The following is a 20,509-nucleotide window of genomic DNA, read 5'->3' as shown; positions in this document are numbered from 1 at the left end:
CATTCCACACAATGTCAGTGGAACGGTTAATATTTTAATCCAATTGCGTCGCACAGAATTTATAACCAGGAGTCACCATTCTGTCCTGCGCAGCCACAATTTGTAGTTCGTATTCGCCCATATCTTTCGTTGTTACCATCACTTCATAAACCGCAGCAGCAACATGTTCGAGGGCAGTTTGTAAAGACTCGCCTTTTAATAGGTTAACCAATAGCAGGCCACTGGTTAAATCACCCACACCAACCGGCTGACGTTCGCCAAAATCCACCAAAGGCCGACTTACATGCCAGCTATGCTCTTTAGTCACTAATAGCATTTCAAAACAATCAGCCCGATAACCAGCACGACTAAGATGTTTAACCAGTACAATATCCGGCCCTTTCTCACATAGTGTTCGGGCAGCCACAACAGCCTGTTCTACATTAGCCACTTTCTGCATACTCAGTGTTTCAAGCTCCAGTAAATTTGGTGCAATAATGTTACTTACAGGCAGTGCTTCTTCACACAGAAATTCAGCCACCCCCGGCGCAACAATACAACCTTTTTCTGGGTGCCCCATGACGGGATCACAGAAATACCAAGCATCAGGATTCACCGCTTTTACCCGTTTCACTATATCGATAATATGGCTCCCCTGTTCCGGTGAACCGATATATCCACTCAGTACCGCATGACAAGATTTAAGCTGTTCAATTTCTTCAATGCCCTGAACGATTTCCGTAAGATGATTCGCCGGCATAACACACCCTTTCCATTGAGCATATTGGGTATGATTTGAAAACTGTACGGTATTCAATGGCCATACATTCACCCCCATCCGACGCATAGGGAATTCCGCAGCACTGTTACCAGCGTGACCAAAGACAACATGGGATTGAATTGAGAGAATATTTTTCACAATGACGGCCTATATTTTATTCTGGCTTCTGTTTATAAGATTAAAGTCATGGTAAGAAAAAGGGCAACATTTGTGTTGCCCCATTATAATGCAATATCAGTTATTTCCAGCAGATCAAACAATCGTGTTTTTTACCACGACGCAACAGGGTGTAACGACCAAACAGACGGTTACTGTCAGTAAACAGATATTCAGGTTCCGATTGTTTTTCACCATTAATTGCGACAGCGTTGGAACTGATCATAGTACGCGCCTGACCACGAGAAGGTACTAACCCAGCATTAACTAAAGCTTGTTGCAAATCCGCACCTTTTTCCAGCTCAATTACCGGCATACCATCCTGTGCCAATTGAGCAAAATCCGCTTCGGTCAAATCAGCAACGGCCCCAGAGAATAAACTTTCTGTAATCCGCTTAGCGGCTGACAACCCTTCTTCACCATGCACCATACCAGTAACTTGTTCTGCCAACACGTACTGAGCACGAGGAGCTTTGCCGCTATTTCTATCTTCTTCTTCCAAAGCATCAATATCTTCAAGACTCATGAAGGTAAAGAATTTCAGGAAGCGATAGACATCGGCATCCGCAGTATTAATCCAGAATTGATAGAATTTGTACGGGCTGGTTTTCTTCGGATCCAACCAAACAGCGCCACCTTCTGTTTTGCCAAACTTAGTGCCATCAGATTTCGTGATCAGGGGAACAGTCATGCCAAATACTTGTTTCTGGTTGATACGACGAGTTAGATCAATACCAGAAGTAATATTTCCCCACTGGTCGGAACCACCAATCTGTAACTCAACGCCATGTACTTCATTCAGGCGAGCAAAGTCATAGGATTGCAGTAGGTTATAAGAAAATTCAGTGAAAGAGATACCCACATCATCACGGTTTAAACGCTGTTTAACCGCTTCTTTATTAATCATCTGATTAACTGAGAAATGTTTGCCGATGTCACGCAGGAAAGTCAGAACATCCATGTTGCCAAACCAATCATAATTGTTGGCTGTTTTAGCACTATTTTCACCACAATCAAAATCGAGGAAAGGTGAAACCTGTCTACGGATTTTCTCTACCCACTCTTTAACGGTAGCTTCAGTATTCAGTTTACGTTCAGTAGCTTTGAAGCTTGGATCGCCAATCAAACCCGTAGCCCCACCAACTAACGCCACGGGTTTATGCCCGGCCAGCTGGAATCGTTTTAAACACAGCAAGGGAACCAGATGCCCCAAATGCAAGCTGTCAGCGGTCGGATCGAAACCACAATAGAGGGAGACAGGGCCTTGCGCCAGTCTCTCCACTAACGCATTCTCATCCGTCACTTGGGCAATGAGGCCCCGCTCTTGCAGTTGTTTTATCAGGTTATTGCTAGACATTAATGACTCCATCAATTTGTGTATTTTGTCTGTTGTATAAATCGCGACTTAAAAAGAGTGCGGCATAGCATAAAACGCCAATACTATAAGTGCTAGTATTAAAAACGATAATCCACGATTTATGGCGCAAGCCTGTCAATATGCCAACTATCGCCTTCCCGTTGATAAATAAACCGGTCATGGAGCCGGTTTGCGCCACCTTGCCAAAATTCAACAGAATCAAAAGTCACTTTGAATCCTCCCCAAAAGCTAGGCAAAGGCACCTCGCCATTCAAGAATTTCTGTTTTAACTCAAGGAACTTCCCTTCCAAAACACTGCGTGCGGAAATACGAGAGGATTGTTGTGACGCCGATGCGGCAATCTGGCTATCTCTGGGACGACTATGGAAATATTTCATCACTTCAACAGGAGAAAGACGTTCTGCTTTACCAAGAAAAGAGACTTGCCTTTCCAGAGGATGCCAAGGGAAATGGAGGCTGATTTTGTTATTGCGCGCCAAATGTTTTGCTTTCCGGCTGCCTAAATTTGTATAAAAAATCAAACTATTTGTATCAAAATGCTTCAATAACACAATACGTTGATACGGTTGACCATTCTCATCAACCGTTGCTATACACATTGCAGTTGGATCACTCAACTTAGCTTCACATGCCTGCTTGAGCCAACGCTCAAAAAGTTCGATAGGTTCTTTAGTTAAATCTTTACGTCTTAACCCACCACGAATATATTCACGGCGTAATTCTGCAACATCAAATTCATTATGTTCTGACATTAACGTAGCTCTGTTTATGACTCACTAAATACCAGACAGCTTATCATTGTTATTGATTATTAACAGGATAAATTGCCCCTAAAATGGTTTCAGTACTCGCACCGGTAACAGAGGGCAAATTCCCTGACGCGCCTGACATCGTACGGAATGCCAACCAGGCAAATGCCAGTGCTTCCATATCATCGCCGCTTAAGCCATATTTATCTGTCGGGCAAACCTCCGTTCCCGGTAATAATGCAGAAAGTCGACTCATTATCTGTGGGTTACGTGCGCCGCCGCCACAAACCAACAGACGTTCACATCCGCCACTCAACATGATTTGCTGTGACACAGACACCGCAGTCAGCTCGGCCAGTGTTGCCTGGACATCAACTGGAGATATGTCAGGAAAGTTAGCTAATTGCGCCTCCAGCCAACTCATATTGAAATACTCCCGGCCTGTGCTTTTAGGCGCTGGTCGTGAAAAATAGTGATCAGAAAGCATTTGTCTAAGTAGCTGGTTATTAACCGTACCTTCCCGCGCCCATTGCGCATCTTTATCATAAGGTTTTTTCTGATGACGCCACACCCAACTATCCATCAGCATATTACCCGGACCTGTGTCATAACCTTTGACCGGTGATCCCGGTAATAGCGTCGTTATATTGGCAATACCACCGATATTGAGAATTATTCTGCGTTCTGTCGGATGCCCTAAGACGGCGAAATGAAAAGCGGGAACTAATGGCGCTCCTTGCCCGCCATATGCCATATCTCTCCGACGAAAATCGCCAACCACAGTCATCCCAGTTAAAGCTGCGATACGGTTATTGTCGCCAAGCTGCATAGTGAAAGGCGTGTGACCATCTGGCTCATGCCAAACGGTTTGTCCATGACATCCCACAGCGATAATGTCACTGGTGGTTAACCCTGTTTTAATCAGTAAGCCTTGCACTGCTTCAGCGAATAAAGAACCAAGTTCATAATCTAACCGACCAATTGCTGATAATGTCGTTTGCTGCCCTTGGCAGACTGCAAGAATTTTCTGTTTTAATTCGTGTGGGAATGGATGTGAATAACTGGCTTGTTGAGCAACAACTTTATCATTGATTGCTGCAAGCACCACATCAACGCCATCCAGACTTGTCCCCGACATTACACCAATATAACGACCTGACTTCATAACCATTTAATTTGCCTTCCTGCTTAAAATCTGTCTTGATAAAATCAGAAACCACGCCAATAACTATAAAGCGCAGTGGTTTTGGCTGTATATGGCTAATAGACAAACTAAGGAATAAAACCTGAGTTTTGGAAACAACTTCACAAAAAATGCTGAATTTCTCATTAATAGCTATTTCTTTTAAAAATCTCTATTGACGTTTAATATATGTTTAGCACTAGATTGCTAATGTACTGGCATTCTATTTGGATAAACTTTTTATTACTTATTGCCAATGCCGGTTGTTAGCCTGATTGCCCAGTAAGCTATCAGATTTCCGCAGTCAGGCATCGAAATTAGGAGTTACTATGTTTAAGCACTTTTTAGTTAGCGCGGTTGCCGTTGCTTCATTATCAGGCTGTGTCAACACCGATTCTCTTTCTGGTGATACCTATACCGCTGGACAAGCTAAGCAGGTCCAGACTGTCTCTTACGGTACAATTGTTTCTGTTCGTCCTATCAATATTCAGGCGGGTAGCGATGAGAATGTATTAGGCGCAATTGGCGGCGCAGTTCTAGGAGGCTTGGTTGGTAATACTATTGGCGGCGGTAGTGGCAATACATTGGCGACTGCCGCTGGTGCGATTGCCGGTGGTGTTGCAGGCCAAAACGTTCAGGGGGCTCTTAACACAACTAAAGGTGTGGAACTCGAAATTCGTCGTGACAGCGGTGAAAGTATCATTGTTGTTCAAAAGCAAGGTAAAACTGTTTTCCATAAAGGTCAACGAGTAAGAATCGCAGGCCAAGGCAGTAATATTACTGTTTCACCTCGACAATAAGATATAGAAATAAGAAAACCGTGACTTCATTTTGGTAAGTCGCGGTCTTCTTTCATCCGGTTAGCATTTCATGGCTATCGTAATTACTATCTACTCTGTAATTGGATAATATTTTGCTCTAACTTCTGCACTAAAGTGGAAAGAAAAGCAAGTTCCTCGCGTGAAATACCCTCCAGAATCTCATTTCTTGTGGATTCAATAACACCATCCAACTCCCTAATAACCGATGCAGAATCTTCAGTTAGCTTGATTCTCTTTGCACGACGATCATTGGCACAAGTATGCCGAGTGATAAGTTTTTTTTCCTCAAGCTGATCTAATGTCCTGACCAAAGATGGTTGCTCGATACCGATAGCTTTCGCCAACTGTATCTGAGATTGCTCCTGAGGTAACCGGCTAATATTGTACAACGTTACCCAATGAGTCTGAGTTAATTCTAACGGCTTTAAACGGTAGTCAATTAAAGCACGCCAAATACGAACTAACCGTGCCAGATCTGATCCCAATGTAGATTCCAATTGTCCCTCCTTAAATAAACTAGCCTACTAAACATAACAGCCAAATTTTTCTAAATCAGGCTAACTAGCCTTAAAAAAGTATATATAACTTCTGTATAATCACAGTAAATTCTTAGCAACTAACTAATTCAGGTAACTATAACCAAGAACAACTAAACTTAATTTAAACTCAGAACAAAACAATTAACATACAATATTTTTACCATAAAAACTATCAGAACTATGAATACAAGCAAACAGAAACCAATAAATATCATTCAATACTTTATTCAAAGTACTATAAGAATAGCTGTCATCTAAATGCTAAGCTATCTATTTTTACATTAATGTTGTTTTTATTTTACATTTATCACACAATTAGGCTTAAAATTCCATTTAAAACATAAAGTTATAAAAAATCCCAAATAAGCTCACTTAGTCTTTTCGTTAAGTAAAAAATAAAAAAATAACAAACAAAATACTTAAGATTATAGTAGAACATTTATAACTTCGCCAAAAATATAACCCTATATAAGTAAATCATTGAATTGTTAACTTTAATAACTTCAAAAATTTATAATTAAAATAGTGATGACTGCTCAGGTGGTTCTTCATCTGTCTGATTTTGTGCTCTCAATGCACGTAAATATCTTTGTCGGCACAGTCGCAATACTTCACGCTTTTGCCCATCAGACATTTTCATCCAATTAAATCTTTCTTCCCGGCTGCGATAACACCCCAGACAAAAACCTCGCTCATTAGCCTGACAAATTCCTCGACAAGGACTGGGAATAGCAAAAAACTCCAGTTGCTCAGCCATCACATCCCGTTTCCTATACAATTCACATACTATATTTAATTATAAACCTAGATAAGAATAAATTATAATTATGGGAAAATTGAACTGTAACCGTAAGACACGTTATAGTTAGTGGTTTTTGTGCGACCTACCGCACAAAAATATTGGTAAAACCATTAAATTAGAGGTAATTATGCGTTTACTCCATACCATGATCCGTGTTGGTGATCTACAACGCTCCGTTAATTTTTACACTGAAGTGTTAGGCATGCGCCTGCTACGCACCAGTGAAAACATCGAATATAAATACTCGCTCGCCTTCGTTGGCTACGCTGATGAGAGCGAAGGAGCCGTAATCGAGTTAACCTATAATTGGGGAGTTAACCATTACGAAATGGGGAATGCTTTTGGTCACATTGCATTAGGTGTTGATGATGTCGCAGCCACTTGCGAATCTATTCGCCAAGCCGGTGGCAACATTACCCGTGAAGCAGGCCCTGTAAAAGGCGGAACAACCGTTATTGCTTTCGTTGAAGATCCAGATGGTTACAAAATTGAACTGATTGAAAATAAAAATGCCAGCAACGCTCTGGGTAACTCGATCTGATGTCTGATAAAAAAGAGCCAAACGTCCTTAGTGGACGTTTTCGAGGTTATTACCCTGTTGTTATTGATGTTGAAACTGGCGGCTTTAATGCCAAAACAGACGCATTACTTGAAATTGCCGCCGTTACACTGGAGATGGATGGTGAAGGTTGGCTAACGCCTAGCGAATCGCTTCACTTCCATATTGAGCCATTTGAAGGAGCCAATCTTGAACCAGCAGCCCTGGAGTTCACCGGCATTGATCCATTAAATCCGCTACGTGGAGCAGTGAGCGAATATGAAGCTCTACACGCTATTTTTAAAATGGTTCGTAAAGGGATAAAAAATAATCATTGTAATCGGGCAATTATCGTTGCTCACAATGCTAGCTTCGATCATAGCTTTGTTATGGCTGCCGCGGAACGCACCGGACTAAAGCGAAATCCGTTCCATCCGTTTGCAACTTTTGACACCGCTGCTTTAGGTGGTCTGGTATTAGGACAAACAATCTTAGCAAAAGCCTGCATCACCGCCGGTATTCCATTCGACAATCATCAAGCTCACAGCGCTTTATATGATACTGATCGTACCGCTGAATTATTCTGTGAAATGGTTAACCGTTGGAAACAACTTGGTGGCTGGCCATTAACGACCACAACAGAAGAAAAAAACGGATAAATAGTTGAACGGCTAGATTAATATAACCAAATCTAAATTTAAGCAATAATACCCCCCCATATATCAATATATGGGGAGATAGTATAATAACCTGTCTGCAAGTAATTAAAAAATTACTCTGTCGCGTCTTCGTCTTCGGGACGATATTTATCAGCAGTTTCTTTGATTAATGTTTGTAACTCACCACGCTGATACATTTCAATGATAATATCGCATCCACCTATCAACTCACCTTCTACCCAAAGTTGAGGAAAGGTTGGCCAATTAGCATATTTTGGCAATTCTGCACGAATATCTGGATTTTGCAAAATATCTACGTAAGCAAAACGTTCACCACATGCAGATAAAGCCTGAACAGCCTGCGCAGAAAATCCACAACTTGGCAATTTAGGAGAACCCTTCATATACAATAAAATTGGGTTTTCTTTAATTTGGCGCTCAATCTTCTCAATAGTCATCATTTTTATTTCCTTTAAACCAACACTATGTTGATAACCAACATCGTCACAATATTACGGAGAATACCATTTTCTCTCACTAAGATGTATCCTGATCTTTTCTTATCCTGATGCAGATGACATCATTTTCACTGTTATTTATCGTAGAAGTTTGCCAGGATGACCAGAAATTTACCGGCACAGCAGTGAAAGCTTTTGGTTCTGGGGTGGGCTTAACAACCATCAGATTAATTCATTACTCTCTGTTTTAACCCCCAAAGGCAAAGGGCAGATAAACCACTGAGGCTATCTGCCCAATTTCTTTTCAACGTAAAGTCCCATTTTTAATCCATCTCATTAGCTCAAATCAGGCAAAGATCAAGCAAAGAGCGGCAAAAATGGCAATCATCACCAACGTGCTAACAGCAGTAAATAAACCAAGTTTCAAATCGGTATTCATAAAGCCTCCTCAGAATAAAAAGTTTATAACGACAAAAACCAGTCTATCGAGATGGTTAATTGCCCTTACATAAGGAAAAGCATAAATAGCGATTACCATTCATTTTATAACACTGATTATTGCTTTCACTTTTGAGCCAGATCAGACAAAATCCAAGATTTATCGCTAACTTATTACCAGCCCTTGCGTAAAAGGGCTGGCAAATGATTAACAAAGCGTTTTAAATTTAGACCAAAAGGTCAGGAGTCTTTCACCTCATGGCAACGATCAAAGATGTGGCCAAACACGCTGGTGTCTCAACCACTACCGTATCCCATGTTATTAATAAAACCCGCTTCGTCGCTGAAGATACTAAAGCTGCCGTTTGGGCTGCTATTAAGACACTGAATTATTCACCCAGCGCCGTCGCTCGCAGTCTGAAAGTTAACCACACAAAATCGATCGGATTACTTGCAACGTCTAGTGAAGCCCCCTATTTTGCTGAAGTCATTGAGGCTGTTGAAAACAGTTGTTATAGCAAAGGCTATACGCTGATTTTATGTAACTCACACAATAACATTGATAAACAGAAAGCCTATCTCGCCATGCTGGCACAAAAACGTGTGGATGGACTGCTGATTATGTGTTCAGAATACCCGGAACAGTTGCTGGGAATGCTGGAAGATTATCGCAATATTCCAATGGTCGTCATGGATTGGGGTCAAGCCAGAAGCGACTTCACTGATACGATTATTGATAACGCATTCCACGGAGGTTATCTAGCTGGTCGTTATCTTATCGAGCGTGGCCATCGTGATATTGGCGCGATCCCCGGCCCTCTGGCACGAAATACCGGCGGTGGTCGCCATCAAGGATTCTTGAAGGCGTTAAAAGAAGCCAATATTCCGATCAGAGAAGAATGGATTATTCAGGGGGATTTTGAGCCAGAATCGGGCTATAAAGCCATGCATCAAATTCTGCATCAAAAACAGCGTCCGACTGCGGTTTTCTGCGGCGGAGATGTTATGGCTATGGGGGCTATTTGCGCTGCTGATGAATCAGGATTACGCGTCCCGCAGGATATTTCTATCATCGGTTATGACAATATACGCAACGCTCGTTATTTCTCTCCGGCATTGACCACCATTCATCAGCCAAAAGAACGACTGGGACAAATGGCGTTTTCTATGTTATTGGATAGGATCATCAACAAACGTGAAGATGCACAAACTATTGAAGTACATCCACGCTTGGTTGAACGACGCTCTGTCGTCGATGGTCCATTTATCGACTACCGCCGTTAACCCGCTTTATTCATCTTGAAGCCATTCAGCATTAAGAGTTTCACTATCTCCAAGGTAGTCAAGCAACCAACTTAATGCTGGAGAATGGCTGTTTTGTACCCATGCCAAACAACATGGACTGTCTGGTAAAGGCTGTTCCAATTCCAGCACGGCTAATTTCTTCTGCCGAATAAGCGGCATTGCCCTATGCTTAGGCACCATTCCTACACATAACCCTTCGTTTAAACAAGACAGACCAGACTCCCAATCAGGAACTACCAGCCTGCGCTGGTTATCCAGATTCCAGGTGTCACGCTTCGGCAAATTACGGGATGTATCTTCAAGGCACAAACTTGGATAAGGCCGCATTTGGTCATCAGCTAGCGGCCCCGGCAACTGAGTTAACTCATGGCCTGCGCTAACCACACATAGCCAGGGCATAAACCCCATATCTCGGAAACTATATCTTTCCCCGGCTGGAGCTACCCGGGTTGCCCCAATGGCAACATCAACTCGACTATCCACCAGCGCATCCCACACACCATTAAACACTTCCTGATGAATAAAAAGTTCTATATCAGGAAAATGGTGGTAAAAATCAAGAATAAGCTGACGACTACGTTCTGGTTTGACAACGCGATCAATAGCAATATTAAATTGCCCCCTCCAGCCGTTTGCAACTTGTTGACACTGGTGACGAGTATCAATCATTTTTTTGATAACAGAGCGAGCTTCTTTGATAAAAATAGCGCCTGCCTCAGTTAATTCTACATCCCGATGATGACGCTCAAACAACGAAACGGCCAGCCACTCTTCCAATTGTCTTACGGTATAACTGATCGCAGAAGGGACACGGTGAAGCTCCGATGCCGCGGCACTAAAACTGCCTGTTCTAGCAACCGCATCCACGACTTCAAGTGAATATTCCGACCACATAATTTTACCTTTCAATTTTTTTCACAGCACTATGCAAATATTACCATTTCACAAGTAAAAATCACGACGTATAGAATATGTGTCAATATTGTTATCTACCTATCACTGCAAACTATTTCAATCATGACATTCAAAGAGAGTAATCAAATGAAAAACTCAAGTCAGTTCATGTTCTACCTTGCAGGCTTGAGTATGCTAGGCTATCTGGCTATTGATATGTATCTGCCAGCATTCGGTGCTATGCAACAAGAATTAGGGACATCAGCAAACGCAATTAGTGCCAGCCTAAGCATCTTTCTTGCAGGTTTCGCCTTTGCGCAACTTTTGTGGGGGCCTCTTTCAGATCGCTTTGGCAGAAAACCGATTATTATCACCGGTCTGTCCCTGTTTTCTATTGGCTGTCTGGGAATGATTTGGATAACAGATTCCACCCAACTTTTAGCTTTACGTTTTATCCAAGCCATCGGTGTTTGTTCAGCCGCCGTCTCATGGCAAGCATTAGTTATTGATCGTTACGATTCCCACCGTACCAAACGTGTTTTCGCCACGATTATGCCATTGGTTGCACTCTCCCCTGCCCTGGCGCCTTTAATGGGAGCCTGGTTGTTGCAACATGGCGGCTGGCGTATAATTTTCCTAGTCTTATTGACCATTACATTAATGCTGTTGTTTTTTACTCTATTTTTGCAAGAAAATCGCAAAAACCGTGAAACTCAAGTGCAAACAAATAATGTCTCTTTCCTTACGCTATTAAAATCACCACTGTTTAATGGCAACGTTCTGATATTCGCATCGTGCAGCGCCGGCTTTTTTGCCTGGTTAACCGGCTCCCCTTCAATTCTCGGTGAAATGGGATATACCCCCGATGACATCGGTCTGAGTTATATCCCTCAAACGTTGGCCTTTATCGTTGGAGGTTATGGATGCCGCAGTATTTTAGCCAAAATAAAAAGTGAGACTATTTTTCCTTATCTGTTAATTGGCTATGCTGTCAGCATGATTGCGCTCTATTTGATTGCAAAATTTAGCGAGCCAACGCTATTCACTATTCTGATCCCTTTTTGCTTTATGGCTGCAATGAATGGCGCGTCATATCCAATTGCAGTAGCAAACGCTTTATCCGCTTATCCACAAGACAGTGGAAAAGCTACTGCATTACAAAACACGCTTCAATTAGGACTCTGTTTTATTGCCAGTCTGGTTGTATCAGCATTTATCAGCAATCCACTGATATCCACAGCCACAGTCATGGTTTCTACCGTTATTCCAATGACATTAGGATATTTTATACAGCGGAAAAAAAACGCTGATCGCCGCGTTCAAACAATTGAACAAAATTCTTGATATTAATCAAATTGTTATCTCAATAAAGGCTGCCAATTACCAATTAATTGCTGCCTTTATTTATTAATTGATAAAACAATTTTACACTTTTATACTCAATCAAGATCTTTATTACAAATAACCTGGAACTTGAGGTTTTCAGGAGCAATGATTGCCCCTATTAAACTCATGGATTAGTCATCTTTAAGATTTTTTACTTTAATTCTTTGTTATTTTTTGCATTTTGCGTCTTCGCATCCTGCTTTGTTAGCTAAAACGAGCTCCTCAATATTCCATCACCCTAACGTTGGAGAGTATATGAGTTCATCCTGTATTGAAAACCCGAAAACAGCCATTAACTCTTGGCAGAGAATTGCCAATGAGATGCTAGAAGAAGCAGGTATTCAAATTAATGGTCACAATCCTTATGATATCCAGATAAAAAATCCTAATTTCTATAAAAGAGTTTTACAACAAGGTTCGATAGGATTAGGTGAAAGTTATATGGATGGCTGGTGGGATTGTGAGCGGTTAGATATTTTCTTTTATCGCGTTTTACGCGCTGGATTAGAAAATAAAATGCCCAATAATCTCAAAGACACAATGAGAATCGCAATAACCCGCTTACGTAATCTGCAAACGCCAAAACGGTCATGGATTGTCGGTCATCAGCATTATGATTTAGGAAACGATCTTTTTACCCATATGCTTGACCCTTATATGCAATATTCCTGCGGTTACTGGAAACAAGCTAAAACACTGGAACAGGCTCAACTTGATAAGTTGAAACTCATCTGCGAGAAATTGGAACTTTCTCCAGGTATGACCCTGCTTGATATTGGATGTGGTTGGGGTGGACTATCAGCTTATGCTGCTAAGAATTATGGCGTTTCCGTCACAGGCATAACAGTTTCAGCCGAACAACAAAAATATGCACAGAATCAATGTACAAATCTGGATGTAAAGATCATTCTGAAAGACTATCGGGATTTACATGAACAGTTCGACAGAATTGTTTCTGTCGGTATGTTTGAACACGTTGGACCTAAAAATTATGCAACTTACTTCGACGTTGTTCAAAGAAACTTGAAGCCTGATGGCCTATTCCTGCTACATACTATTGGTTCCAACAAAGCCAAAGCCAGTGCTGACCCGTGGATCAGCAAATATATTTTTCCTAATGGCTGTTTGCCTTCGATTGAGCAAATAGCTCGCACCAGCAAACACTGTTTTGTTATGGAAGATTGGCATAACTTTGGCGCAGATTATGATCGAACATTGATGGCCTGGTATGAAAGATTTATCTCCAGTTGGCCTGAAATACAAGATAATTATAGTCCAACGTTTAAACGCATGTTTAGCTATTATCTGAATGCCTGTGCCGGTGCATTTCGTGCTCGCGATATTCAATTATGGCAAGTCATATTCAGTCTAAAAGGCATTGAAGGCGGGTTACGGGTAGCCCGATAGTTAACCAAAAGCTACAGGTTTCCACTGTAGCTTTTATTCAATGCAATATATCTATACCCTATGGATTTCAAGATGCATCGCGACGGCAAGGGAGTGAATCCCCGGGAGCATAGCAAACTATGTGACCGGGGTGAGCGAGTGCAGCCAACAAAGAGGCAACTTGAAAGATGACGGGTATATTTCTCACTAACGGAAATCATCCACATAACCATTATCAAAGAAAACGGTTTGATCAAATGCTATTTTTCCACCAGAAAATATCAAATCTAAATGATGACTCCCTTTTACACCACCACCTAAACCAAGATGTAAGCCAGGATGCCGCTCTTCAAAACCGGCATTTCTGCCATAAAGCGCTTTCACACCGGTGTTAGTACCAATACCAAACTCTTCAACAATTCTATTTCCATGATTATGATTTAGATCTCAACAACCACCGACTAAAGTCGGTGGGTTAGTGATTAACGGACTGAAAGTCCGGATACGCATCGGCTGAACGATGCGTCAATTGTCCATCCTGAAGTTATCATCCGGGTTTGGTTCAAAATGATGCTCCAGATAAGCCTTTATCATCTCTTCCGTTAACTGACCCACCGTCGCACAAAAATAGCCTCTGCCCCAAAAATGCTGACCCCAGTAGCGTTTCTTTAGATGCGAAAACTCTTCAAACAACTTACTCGCTGTCCTTCCCTTCAGTCTCCTCATGATTTCTGAGGGAGATAATGTCGGGGGACTACTCACCAGTATGTGAACATGATCTTTGCTCACGACCCCTTTTAATATCCTGATTTCAAATGCTTCACATGTCTGACGAACTAATTCGCGCACCCGTATTGCTACTTCACCTATCAGCACTTTGTGCCTGTATTTCGTTACCCACACAAAATGGTATTCAATCTGAAATACTGTGTGACTACCGTATCTGTAATCCATGTTGCACCTCCCATGCAACACAGTATCTCAGCTAAAGCTGACCGACTAAAGTCGGTGGTTTTAACCTTTCATATGGAAGAATAAATTAAAATCTCTACTAAATTCATCATTCCCACAATCAAACCCAATAATTTCACCCTCTTTTATATTTATAGTCATCATATCATTGACAACCCCATACTTTATGGCAAAGGGCGCAGTGCTCAAAAAGGTACCACTAAAGCTGATACTGCCGTTAAGGTTCTTTATATGACTTGCTATTTCCCCAGGAATAACATCAATATTTCCGTTGCCATCAATGGAAGTCCATTTATGGTCCTTTTCTAAATAACCTACAATCGAGTTCCCTTTATTATCTGTATATTGAATCTTCTGTGATCGACTTGATAATCCAATAAGTTTTTGATTCCTTTCTGTTATTGATGCTGGTAGCTCACTGAATGCTTCAATAAAATGCGGACCATAATCTTTAAACAGTACAGATTTCTTCCATGATTCAGTAATAAAGCTTCTTATTTTGGTTAGATATTCTGGCCCTTGTGGAGATGCATTCTTTAATGTTGATGATGCGTAAAGAAAAATAAACAAATCACAATCGGCTATTTTTTGTTTTACATCGTCTGGCGGCGTTTTTTCTAACAAAGCGAAATCAGATTTCACATCGAAATGCTTTTTATACACATGCATCTTCTGCGCAATATCGCCATGTTCAGTATCAGATCCGATAAATATCTTTATACATTCATCATTTCTTACTTTATCCGAAATCGCAGGATGATGTGATAAACAACGATACATATTCTCAAGACTTTTATCCATGAGGACAATCCTGTTTATTTTTAAGTAAGGGGAGACTCCCCTTACTTATCTATTTATTATAAAGAATCTTAATTATAAACAACTGTTAAGGCCAAAGTGCCGTACCAAAAGGTACAACAGCTTGCGCATTCATCATTTCAACAGCATCATCGTGTGTAGGTTCTTCAAGCCATTCATCTAACTCAATCGGGTTTTCCATAAAGTAGCCTCTAAAAATATCATCGTGGGGATTAGTCTGCGCTTTACGAGAAAGAGCATTAACACAATAATAACAATGTTAATTATATTAGTTAACACAATATACAAAACACTGCTACATAAATCACAAAAAGGAGCATCGCTGGTTCAATGCTCCCTTAATTAACGCAGTTAATTCTGTTTAAAAGCGACAAGCAGGCTCATCCTGTCGCTCCTCATTTATTGATCATTCTTCCATCAATGTCTCTGGCTGCTGAGAGACGGCCTGTTCCCGCTCTCTCTGGGCAAGAACGCGCTCCACAGTATCAACAATCGCTTGAGTCTGTGAGTCAATCTCAATATTCACTCTCTGACCAAGACGTTTCTTACCTAATGTTGTACGTTCCAATGTTTCAGGAATAAGGTGAACGCAAAAACGATTATTAACCACATCACCAATTGTCAGGCTAATTCCATCAATGCCGATAAACCCTTTATGTAGGATATATTTCATTAATTGCTTATCATGGATACGGAACCACATTTGATGGTTATTTTCTGAAGTGAAAATTTTAACTATCTCAGCAACCGTGATGATATGACCGGACATCAAATGTCCACCAATTTCATCCCCAAATTTAGCCGCCCGCTCCAAATTCACATAATCCCCTATCTGCAAATCACCAAGATTAGTCAGACGTAGAGTCTCTTTCATTAAGTCGAAACTAATCTCATCGCCTTCTATTTTAGTTACCGTCAGACAACAACCGTTATTGGCAACCGACGCTCCAGTTTCAATACCTGGCAATAATTCAGCCGGGAATTTAACAACATGAGTCCGAAAATTGCTCTTTTCATCAATAGCAACCAAGGGTGCCTTTCCCTGAACGATGCCCGTAAACATAGAAGAACCTCTTAATGACTGTGTATAATTATTAATTAGTTTATATCAAGTTGTCATTGATAAATACCACCTAAACATTTGAATATAAACTCAGCATGATTGTTGTAATATAGTATCAAATAGATACAATACCCCGGTTAGTAAACGGTTGATTTTTCGAAAATCGTTTCTTATATACAGGCGTTTTTCTTAATATTTTCTACTTTTAAAATAAGGTGTGATGCGTGCAGAAATATTTAAAAGAAGCGCGTAGTTTGCTCGCTCTGGGGATCCCCGTCATTATTGCCCAATTTTCACAAACTGCAATGGGAGTTGTGGACACCGTTATGGCGGGTAGCGTTAGTGCAACCGATATGTCCGCGGTTGCCGTTGGTACCTCTATCTGGCTGCCAGTTATTTTATTTGGTTACGGCTTACTATTAGCTTTAACACCCATTATTGCGCAAATGAATGGCTCTGGACGCAGGAATCTCATTGCTAACCAAACTCAACAAGGATTTTGGTTATCGATTTTCCTCTCCATTATCATTATCGCTATTTTATACAACAGCAAGTTCCTGATTGACAGGCAACATAATATAGATCCACTTTTAGCCGAGAAAGCAGTTGGATTTATCCACGCAATCATGTGGGGTGCGCCAGGCTTCCTGTTTTATCATGTGCTGCGTAATCAATGTGAAGGTTTATCGAAAACCAAACCAGGCATGGTGATTAGTTTTTTAGGATTGCTGATCAATATTCCAATTAACTACATACTCATTTACGGTAAATTCGGCGCGCCCGCTTTGGGTGGCGTTGGTTGCGGCGTTGCAACCGCCAGCGTTTACTGGGCCATGTTCCTACTCATGCGTTGGTATGTGAGACATTCGTCATCACAAAAGGATATCCGCCCTAAACATCGTTTTGCCGCACCAGATTGGCATATTCTGAAACGTATTTCAGCTCTCGGTTTTCCTATTGCGATGGCGATGTTTTTTGAAATTACCCTATTTGCCATAGTGGCATTGCTGATCTCTCCTTTAGGCATTACTGCTGTTGCAGGGCATCAAATTGCACAAAATTTCGGCTCATTAATGTTTATGTTCCCAATATCTTTAGCCGCAGCAACCACTATCCGCGTGAGCTACAATTTAGGACAAAAGTCTACCGATAATGCCCGGATATCAGCCTATACCGGAATTATGGTTGGTTTGGTATTTGCTTGTTTAACCGCAACTTTTTCTATTATTCTGCGAGAGCCGATCGCTTTGATGTATAACGACAATCCTGAAGTTATCATCATGGCATCGCATCTGATGTTATTTGCCGCGCTTTATCAATTATCTGATGCCGTACAGGTTGTAGGGGCTGGTGTTTTACGTGGATATAAAGATACGCGTTCTATCTTTTATATCACTTTTATCGCTTACTGGATTTTGGGGCTGCCAAGCGGTTACATTCTGGGATTAACTGACTATTTCGTACCCGCTATGGGGCCACAAGGGTTCTGGATTGGCTTTATTATTGGCCTGACTGCATCAGCAGTGATGGTATTTACCCGCATTTTGTGGATACAAAAACAGCCAGATGAGATAGTTTTACAACGCTCAACTCGCTGATTTATTTTCTATAAAGCCGGGGACGAATACTTAATTGGTGGAATAAGCGACAAATTCACTGTATGTAGATGCAAATACGAACAGTTAAACAATAATTTGTATTATTCCCTTGCCAGAAGGCTAACTCGCCGCTAATATTCGTCCCCGTTGTCACCAATGCAATTTAGATTGCGTCCGTAGCTCAGTTGGTTAGAGCACCACCTTGACATGGTGGGGGTCGGTGGTTCGAGTCCACTCGGACGCACCAATTATTTGGTTAATATTGTTTGGTTAATATTGTTTGGTTGATAACATAATCTTATTAGTGCGTCCGTAGCTCAGTTGGTTAGAGCACCACCTTGACATGGTGGGGGTCGGTGGTTCGAGTCCACTCGGACGCACCAAGTCTACAAATCTCTTTTCTTGCTTTTATTATCTCTTGGTTGTACTCAATCTGCTTGCTGCGTCAAAATACACTGTTAGCTGTTTACAAGCAGTTTCCGCAATGAGTCATAACTCCTCTTTGTTAAGATCTGCGTCATTTTTCCAGTTTATCGTTATAATTAATTCACATAATCATTTTTCGATTCATTTCACAGAAATAAGTCTCTATAATACGGCGCAATTTACAGTTGAATGGTTTCAGCTCATTAGTTTGCCGAACACTGAAAAGTTATAGATTAATCGTATGTATAAACTCACATAATTACATGTGCCTAACCTTGCACAAAAAGCACCGCATGTCTTCCCCGCCACCTGTCCTTAATGATGTTGCGCAACATTCAACACTATATGGTATCTGCGCAAGCCATAAAGTTGGCGGTTTCACTATTTTATCCAATTAAAACCTGTAGATAGATTGTCATGAAAAAAACCAAAATTGTTTGTACTATCGGGCCAAAAACAGAATCCGAAGAAAAACTGACCGAACTGTTGAATGCCGGCATGAATGTTATGCGCCTTAACTTTTCACATGGAGACTATGAGGAGCACGGTCAGCGTATTCAAAATATCCGTTCAGTTATGGCTAAGACAGGCAAACAAGCCGCTATTTTGCTGGATACCAAAGGTCCAGAAATTCGCACCATGAAGCTGGAAGGCGGTAATGATGTCACTCTAACCGCTGGTCAGACTTTCACTTTTACCACTGACACTTCCGTTATCGGTAATAAAGACCGTGTAGCTGTCACTTACAGTGGTTTCCCTGCGGATCTGGCTCCCGGTAATACCGTGCTAGTCGATGACGGTTTGATCGGCATGACAGTCAAAGAAGTCACTAAATCAGAAGTCATTTGCCAAGTTTTGAATAACGGTGACCTCGGTGAAAATAAAGGTGTTAATCTGCCGGGTATTTCTATTAGCCTGCCTGCTCTGGCTGAAAAAGATAAACAAGATTTGATCTTTGGTTGCCAACAAGGTGTTGATTTCGTCGCCGCTTCTTTTATCCGCAAACGCTCTGATGTTCTGGAAATCCGTGAACATCTGAAAGCACACGGTGGTGAAAATATTCAAATCATCTCTAAAATTGAAAATCAGGAAGGTCTGAACAATTTTGATGAAATTCTGGAAGCTTCTGACGGGATCATGGTTGCCCGTGGTGATCTAGGCGTTGAAATCCCGGTAGAAGAAGTGATCTTCGCTCAGAAGATGATGATTCAAAAATGTAATATTGCTCGCAAAGTTGTTATCACTGCAACTCAAATGCTCGACTCCATGATTAAAAACCCGCGCCCTACCCGTGCGGAAGCCGGTGACGTCGCTAACGCCATTCTGGATGGTACTGATGCGGTTATGCTTTCCGGTGAAAGTGCAAAAGGTAAATATCCAATAGAAGCGGTGACTATCATGGCAACGATTTGTGAACGTACAGACCGCGTAATGCCAAGCCGTATTGAAGCCGTCAATTGCCGTAACCTGCGCGTAACCGAAGCGGTATGTCGTGGCGCCGTTGAAACAGCAGAAAAGCTGGAAGCCCCTCTGATTGTGGTCGCAACCTATGGCGGTAAATCTGCCAAATCCATTCGTAAGTACTTCCCTGGCGCTCCTATTCTGGCATTGACCACTAATGAAGTGACTGCCCGCCAATTACTGCTTGTTAAGGGCGTTTCTACCCAAATTGTTAAAGAGATCGCCTCTACCGACGATTTCTACCGCATTGGTAAAGAAGCAGCACTAGCAAGTGGCCTGGCGGAGAAAGGTGAAATCGTGGTTATGGTATCCGGCGCCTTGGTTCCAAGCGGTACAACCAACACCTCGTCTGTTCACGTACTTTAATTTAATAAGTTGTTTTATTTCTGAGATACCGCAAATATAGCGGTATTTCAGAACATTAAATATCTAATTTTCTCCATCAACTGATGCAATACCAAATTATTTTCCCGATAGTTATGCTCACGGATTTATTTCGACCTTATTTAAATGAGTGATAAAATAATCTTATTTTTCTTATTTACCATTAGCCAAATATTTAAAACCTCCATTTTCAATTTTGGTTTTTAAATTATCCCTTTAAAATAGAATAGATTTAATAATCAGCCATAATACATATGTATTTTAAAAACAATGAGAATTATTAACACACATAAAATAATAAGATTATCTACTTAATCAAAAAATAATTTACACA

20 protein-coding genes and 2 tRNA genes are annotated in these 20,509 nt (G+C 41.2%); 10 read left to right on the top strand and 12 right to left on the bottom strand.

Annotation, left to right across the window (positions count from 1 at the left end; genetic code table 11):
* Positions 1-34: 34 nt before the first annotated feature.
* The 4 genes from pdxY to anmK form a co-directional block, all read right to left on the bottom strand.
* Positions 35-898, bottom strand: a complete 864-nt coding sequence (pdxY, locus tag EAE93_RS08020; RefSeq protein ID WP_214039461.1) for a pyridoxal kinase PdxY — start codon at positions 896-898, stop codon at positions 35-37.
* A gap of 100 nt (positions 899-998) precedes the next feature.
* Positions 999-2,273, bottom strand: coding sequence for a tyrosine--tRNA ligase (gene tyrS, locus EAE93_RS08015; RefSeq protein WP_105398751.1), 1,275 nt, complete (start codon positions 2,271-2,273; stop codon positions 999-1,001).
* 119 nt (positions 2,274-2,392) lie between these two features.
* The gene (gene pdxH, locus EAE93_RS08010; protein WP_105398752.1) at positions 2,393-3,046 is read right to left on the bottom strand and encodes a pyridoxamine 5'-phosphate oxidase; all 654 of its coding nucleotides are present in this window, start codon (positions 3,044-3,046) and stop codon (positions 2,393-2,395) included.
* Positions 3,047-3,095: 49 nt separating this feature from the next.
* Positions 3,096-4,208, bottom strand: a complete 1,113-nt coding sequence (anmK, locus tag EAE93_RS08005; RefSeq protein ID WP_036806540.1) for an anhydro-N-acetylmuramic acid kinase — start codon at positions 4,206-4,208, stop codon at positions 3,096-3,098.
* A 347-nt stretch (positions 4,209-4,555) separates the two neighbouring features.
* On the opposite strand from anmK, the gene EAE93_RS08000 reads away from it, so the two are divergent.
* A complete protein-coding gene (locus EAE93_RS08000; protein WP_214039460.1) occupies positions 4,556-5,026 on the top strand; it encodes an outer membrane lipoprotein in 471 nt (156 codons plus the stop codon).
* A gap of 86 nt (positions 5,027-5,112) precedes the next feature.
* Here the strand turns inward: EAE93_RS08000 and slyA are convergent, their stop codons facing one another.
* The gene (slyA, locus tag EAE93_RS07995) at positions 5,113-5,544 is read right to left on the bottom strand and encodes a transcriptional regulator SlyA (protein WP_036805437.1); all 432 of its coding nucleotides are present in this window, start codon (positions 5,542-5,544) and stop codon (positions 5,113-5,115) included.
* Between the two features lie 559 nt (positions 5,545-6,103).
* A complete protein-coding gene (locus EAE93_RS07990) occupies positions 6,104-6,343 on the bottom strand; it encodes a DUF1289 domain-containing protein (protein ID WP_214039459.1) in 240 nt (79 codons plus the stop codon).
* Positions 6,344-6,515: 172 nt separating this feature from the next.
* Between EAE93_RS07990 and gloA the strand changes: the two genes are divergently transcribed.
* Together gloA and rnt are read left to right on the top strand one after the other, a co-directional pair.
* Positions 6,516-6,929, top strand: a complete 414-nt coding sequence (gloA, locus tag EAE93_RS07985; protein WP_214039458.1) for a lactoylglutathione lyase — start codon at positions 6,516-6,518, stop codon at positions 6,927-6,929.
* Entirely contained in the window at positions 6,929-7,585 is a 657-nt protein-coding gene (gene rnt / locus EAE93_RS07980) for a ribonuclease T (protein WP_214039457.1), read from the top strand. Before gloA ends, rnt begins: the two co-directional genes overlap by 1 nt.
* Before the next feature lie 113 nt (positions 7,586-7,698).
* Here rnt and EAE93_RS07975 read toward each other — a convergent pair whose 3' ends face one another.
* Positions 7,699-8,046 carry a Grx4 family monothiol glutaredoxin gene (locus EAE93_RS07975; RefSeq protein ID WP_036805431.1) on the bottom strand — a complete coding sequence of 116 codons (348 nt, stop codon included), beginning with the start codon at positions 8,044-8,046 and terminating at the stop codon, positions 7,699-7,701.
* Positions 8,047-8,739: 693 nt separating this feature from the next.
* On the opposite strand from EAE93_RS07975, the gene purR reads away from it, so the two are divergent.
* Positions 8,740-9,765, top strand: a complete 1,026-nt coding sequence (gene purR, locus EAE93_RS07970) for an HTH-type transcriptional repressor PurR (RefSeq protein WP_036805429.1) — start codon at positions 8,740-8,742, stop codon at positions 9,763-9,765.
* 6 nt (positions 9,766-9,771) lie between these two features.
* Here purR and punR read toward each other — a convergent pair whose 3' ends face one another.
* Positions 9,772-10,680 (bottom strand): DNA-binding transcriptional activator PunR, encoded by a 909-nt coding sequence (gene punR, locus EAE93_RS07965; protein ID WP_110086981.1) that lies wholly within the window; start codon positions 10,678-10,680, stop codon positions 9,772-9,774.
* 147 nt (positions 10,681-10,827) lie between these two features.
* On the opposite strand from punR, the gene punC reads away from it, so the two are divergent.
* Both punC and cfa read left to right on the top strand, forming a co-directional pair.
* Positions 10,828-12,024 carry a purine nucleoside transporter PunC gene (gene punC, locus EAE93_RS07960; protein WP_250150934.1) on the top strand — a complete coding sequence of 399 codons (1,197 nt, stop codon included), beginning with the start codon at positions 10,828-10,830 and terminating at the stop codon, positions 12,022-12,024.
* A gap of 297 nt (positions 12,025-12,321) precedes the next feature.
* The gene (gene cfa, locus EAE93_RS07955) at positions 12,322-13,473 is read left to right on the top strand and encodes a cyclopropane fatty acyl phospholipid synthase (RefSeq protein ID WP_214039455.1); all 1,152 of its coding nucleotides are present in this window, start codon (positions 12,322-12,324) and stop codon (positions 13,471-13,473) included.
* 186 nt (positions 13,474-13,659) lie between these two features.
* On the opposite strand, the gene EAE93_RS07950 is transcribed toward cfa, so the two are convergent.
* From EAE93_RS07950 to EAE93_RS07935, 4 genes are all read right to left on the bottom strand, one after another.
* The gene (locus EAE93_RS07950; RefSeq protein WP_250150933.1) at positions 13,660-13,836 is read right to left on the bottom strand and encodes a hypothetical protein; all 177 of its coding nucleotides are present in this window, start codon (positions 13,834-13,836) and stop codon (positions 13,660-13,662) included.
* 141 nt (positions 13,837-13,977) lie between these two features.
* Positions 13,978-14,406 carry an IS200/IS605 family transposase gene (gene tnpA, locus EAE93_RS07945; protein WP_040154654.1) on the bottom strand — a complete coding sequence of 143 codons (429 nt, stop codon included), beginning with the start codon at positions 14,404-14,406 and terminating at the stop codon, positions 13,978-13,980.
* Positions 14,407-14,466: 60 nt separating this feature from the next.
* Positions 14,467-15,225, bottom strand: coding sequence for a leucyl aminopeptidase (locus EAE93_RS07940; RefSeq protein WP_250150932.1), 759 nt, complete (start codon positions 15,223-15,225; stop codon positions 14,467-14,469).
* Between the two features lie 424 nt (positions 15,226-15,649).
* The gene (locus tag EAE93_RS07935; protein ID WP_110091281.1) at positions 15,650-16,306 is read right to left on the bottom strand and encodes a riboflavin synthase subunit alpha; all 657 of its coding nucleotides are present in this window, start codon (positions 16,304-16,306) and stop codon (positions 15,650-15,652) included.
* Positions 16,307-16,530: 224 nt separating this feature from the next.
* Between EAE93_RS07935 and EAE93_RS07930 the strand changes: the two genes are divergently transcribed.
* From EAE93_RS07930 to pykF, 4 genes are all read left to right on the top strand, one after another.
* Positions 16,531-17,904, top strand: coding sequence for an MATE family efflux transporter (locus EAE93_RS07930; RefSeq protein ID WP_036805411.1), 1,374 nt, complete (start codon positions 16,531-16,533; stop codon positions 17,902-17,904).
* 170 nt (positions 17,905-18,074) lie between these two features.
* Positions 18,075-18,151: transfer RNA gene (locus tag EAE93_RS07925), tRNA-Val, on the top strand.
* 59 nt (positions 18,152-18,210) lie between these two features.
* Positions 18,211-18,287 (top strand) — tRNA-Val (locus tag EAE93_RS07920).
* A gap of 460 nt (positions 18,288-18,747) precedes the next feature.
* Positions 18,748-20,157, top strand: a complete 1,410-nt coding sequence (gene pykF, locus EAE93_RS07915) for a pyruvate kinase PykF (protein WP_214039454.1) — start codon at positions 18,748-18,750, stop codon at positions 20,155-20,157.
* The last annotated feature ends 352 nt before the right edge of the window (positions 20,158-20,509 follow it).

The sequence above is a fragment of the Photorhabdus akhurstii genome (assembly GCF_018448925.1).
GTDB classification, from domain to species: domain Bacteria; phylum Pseudomonadota; class Gammaproteobacteria; order Enterobacterales; family Enterobacteriaceae; genus Photorhabdus; species Photorhabdus akhurstii.
Note: the sequence above shows the minus strand (reverse complement) of the source record. Positions and strands in the feature narration are given on the sequence as shown.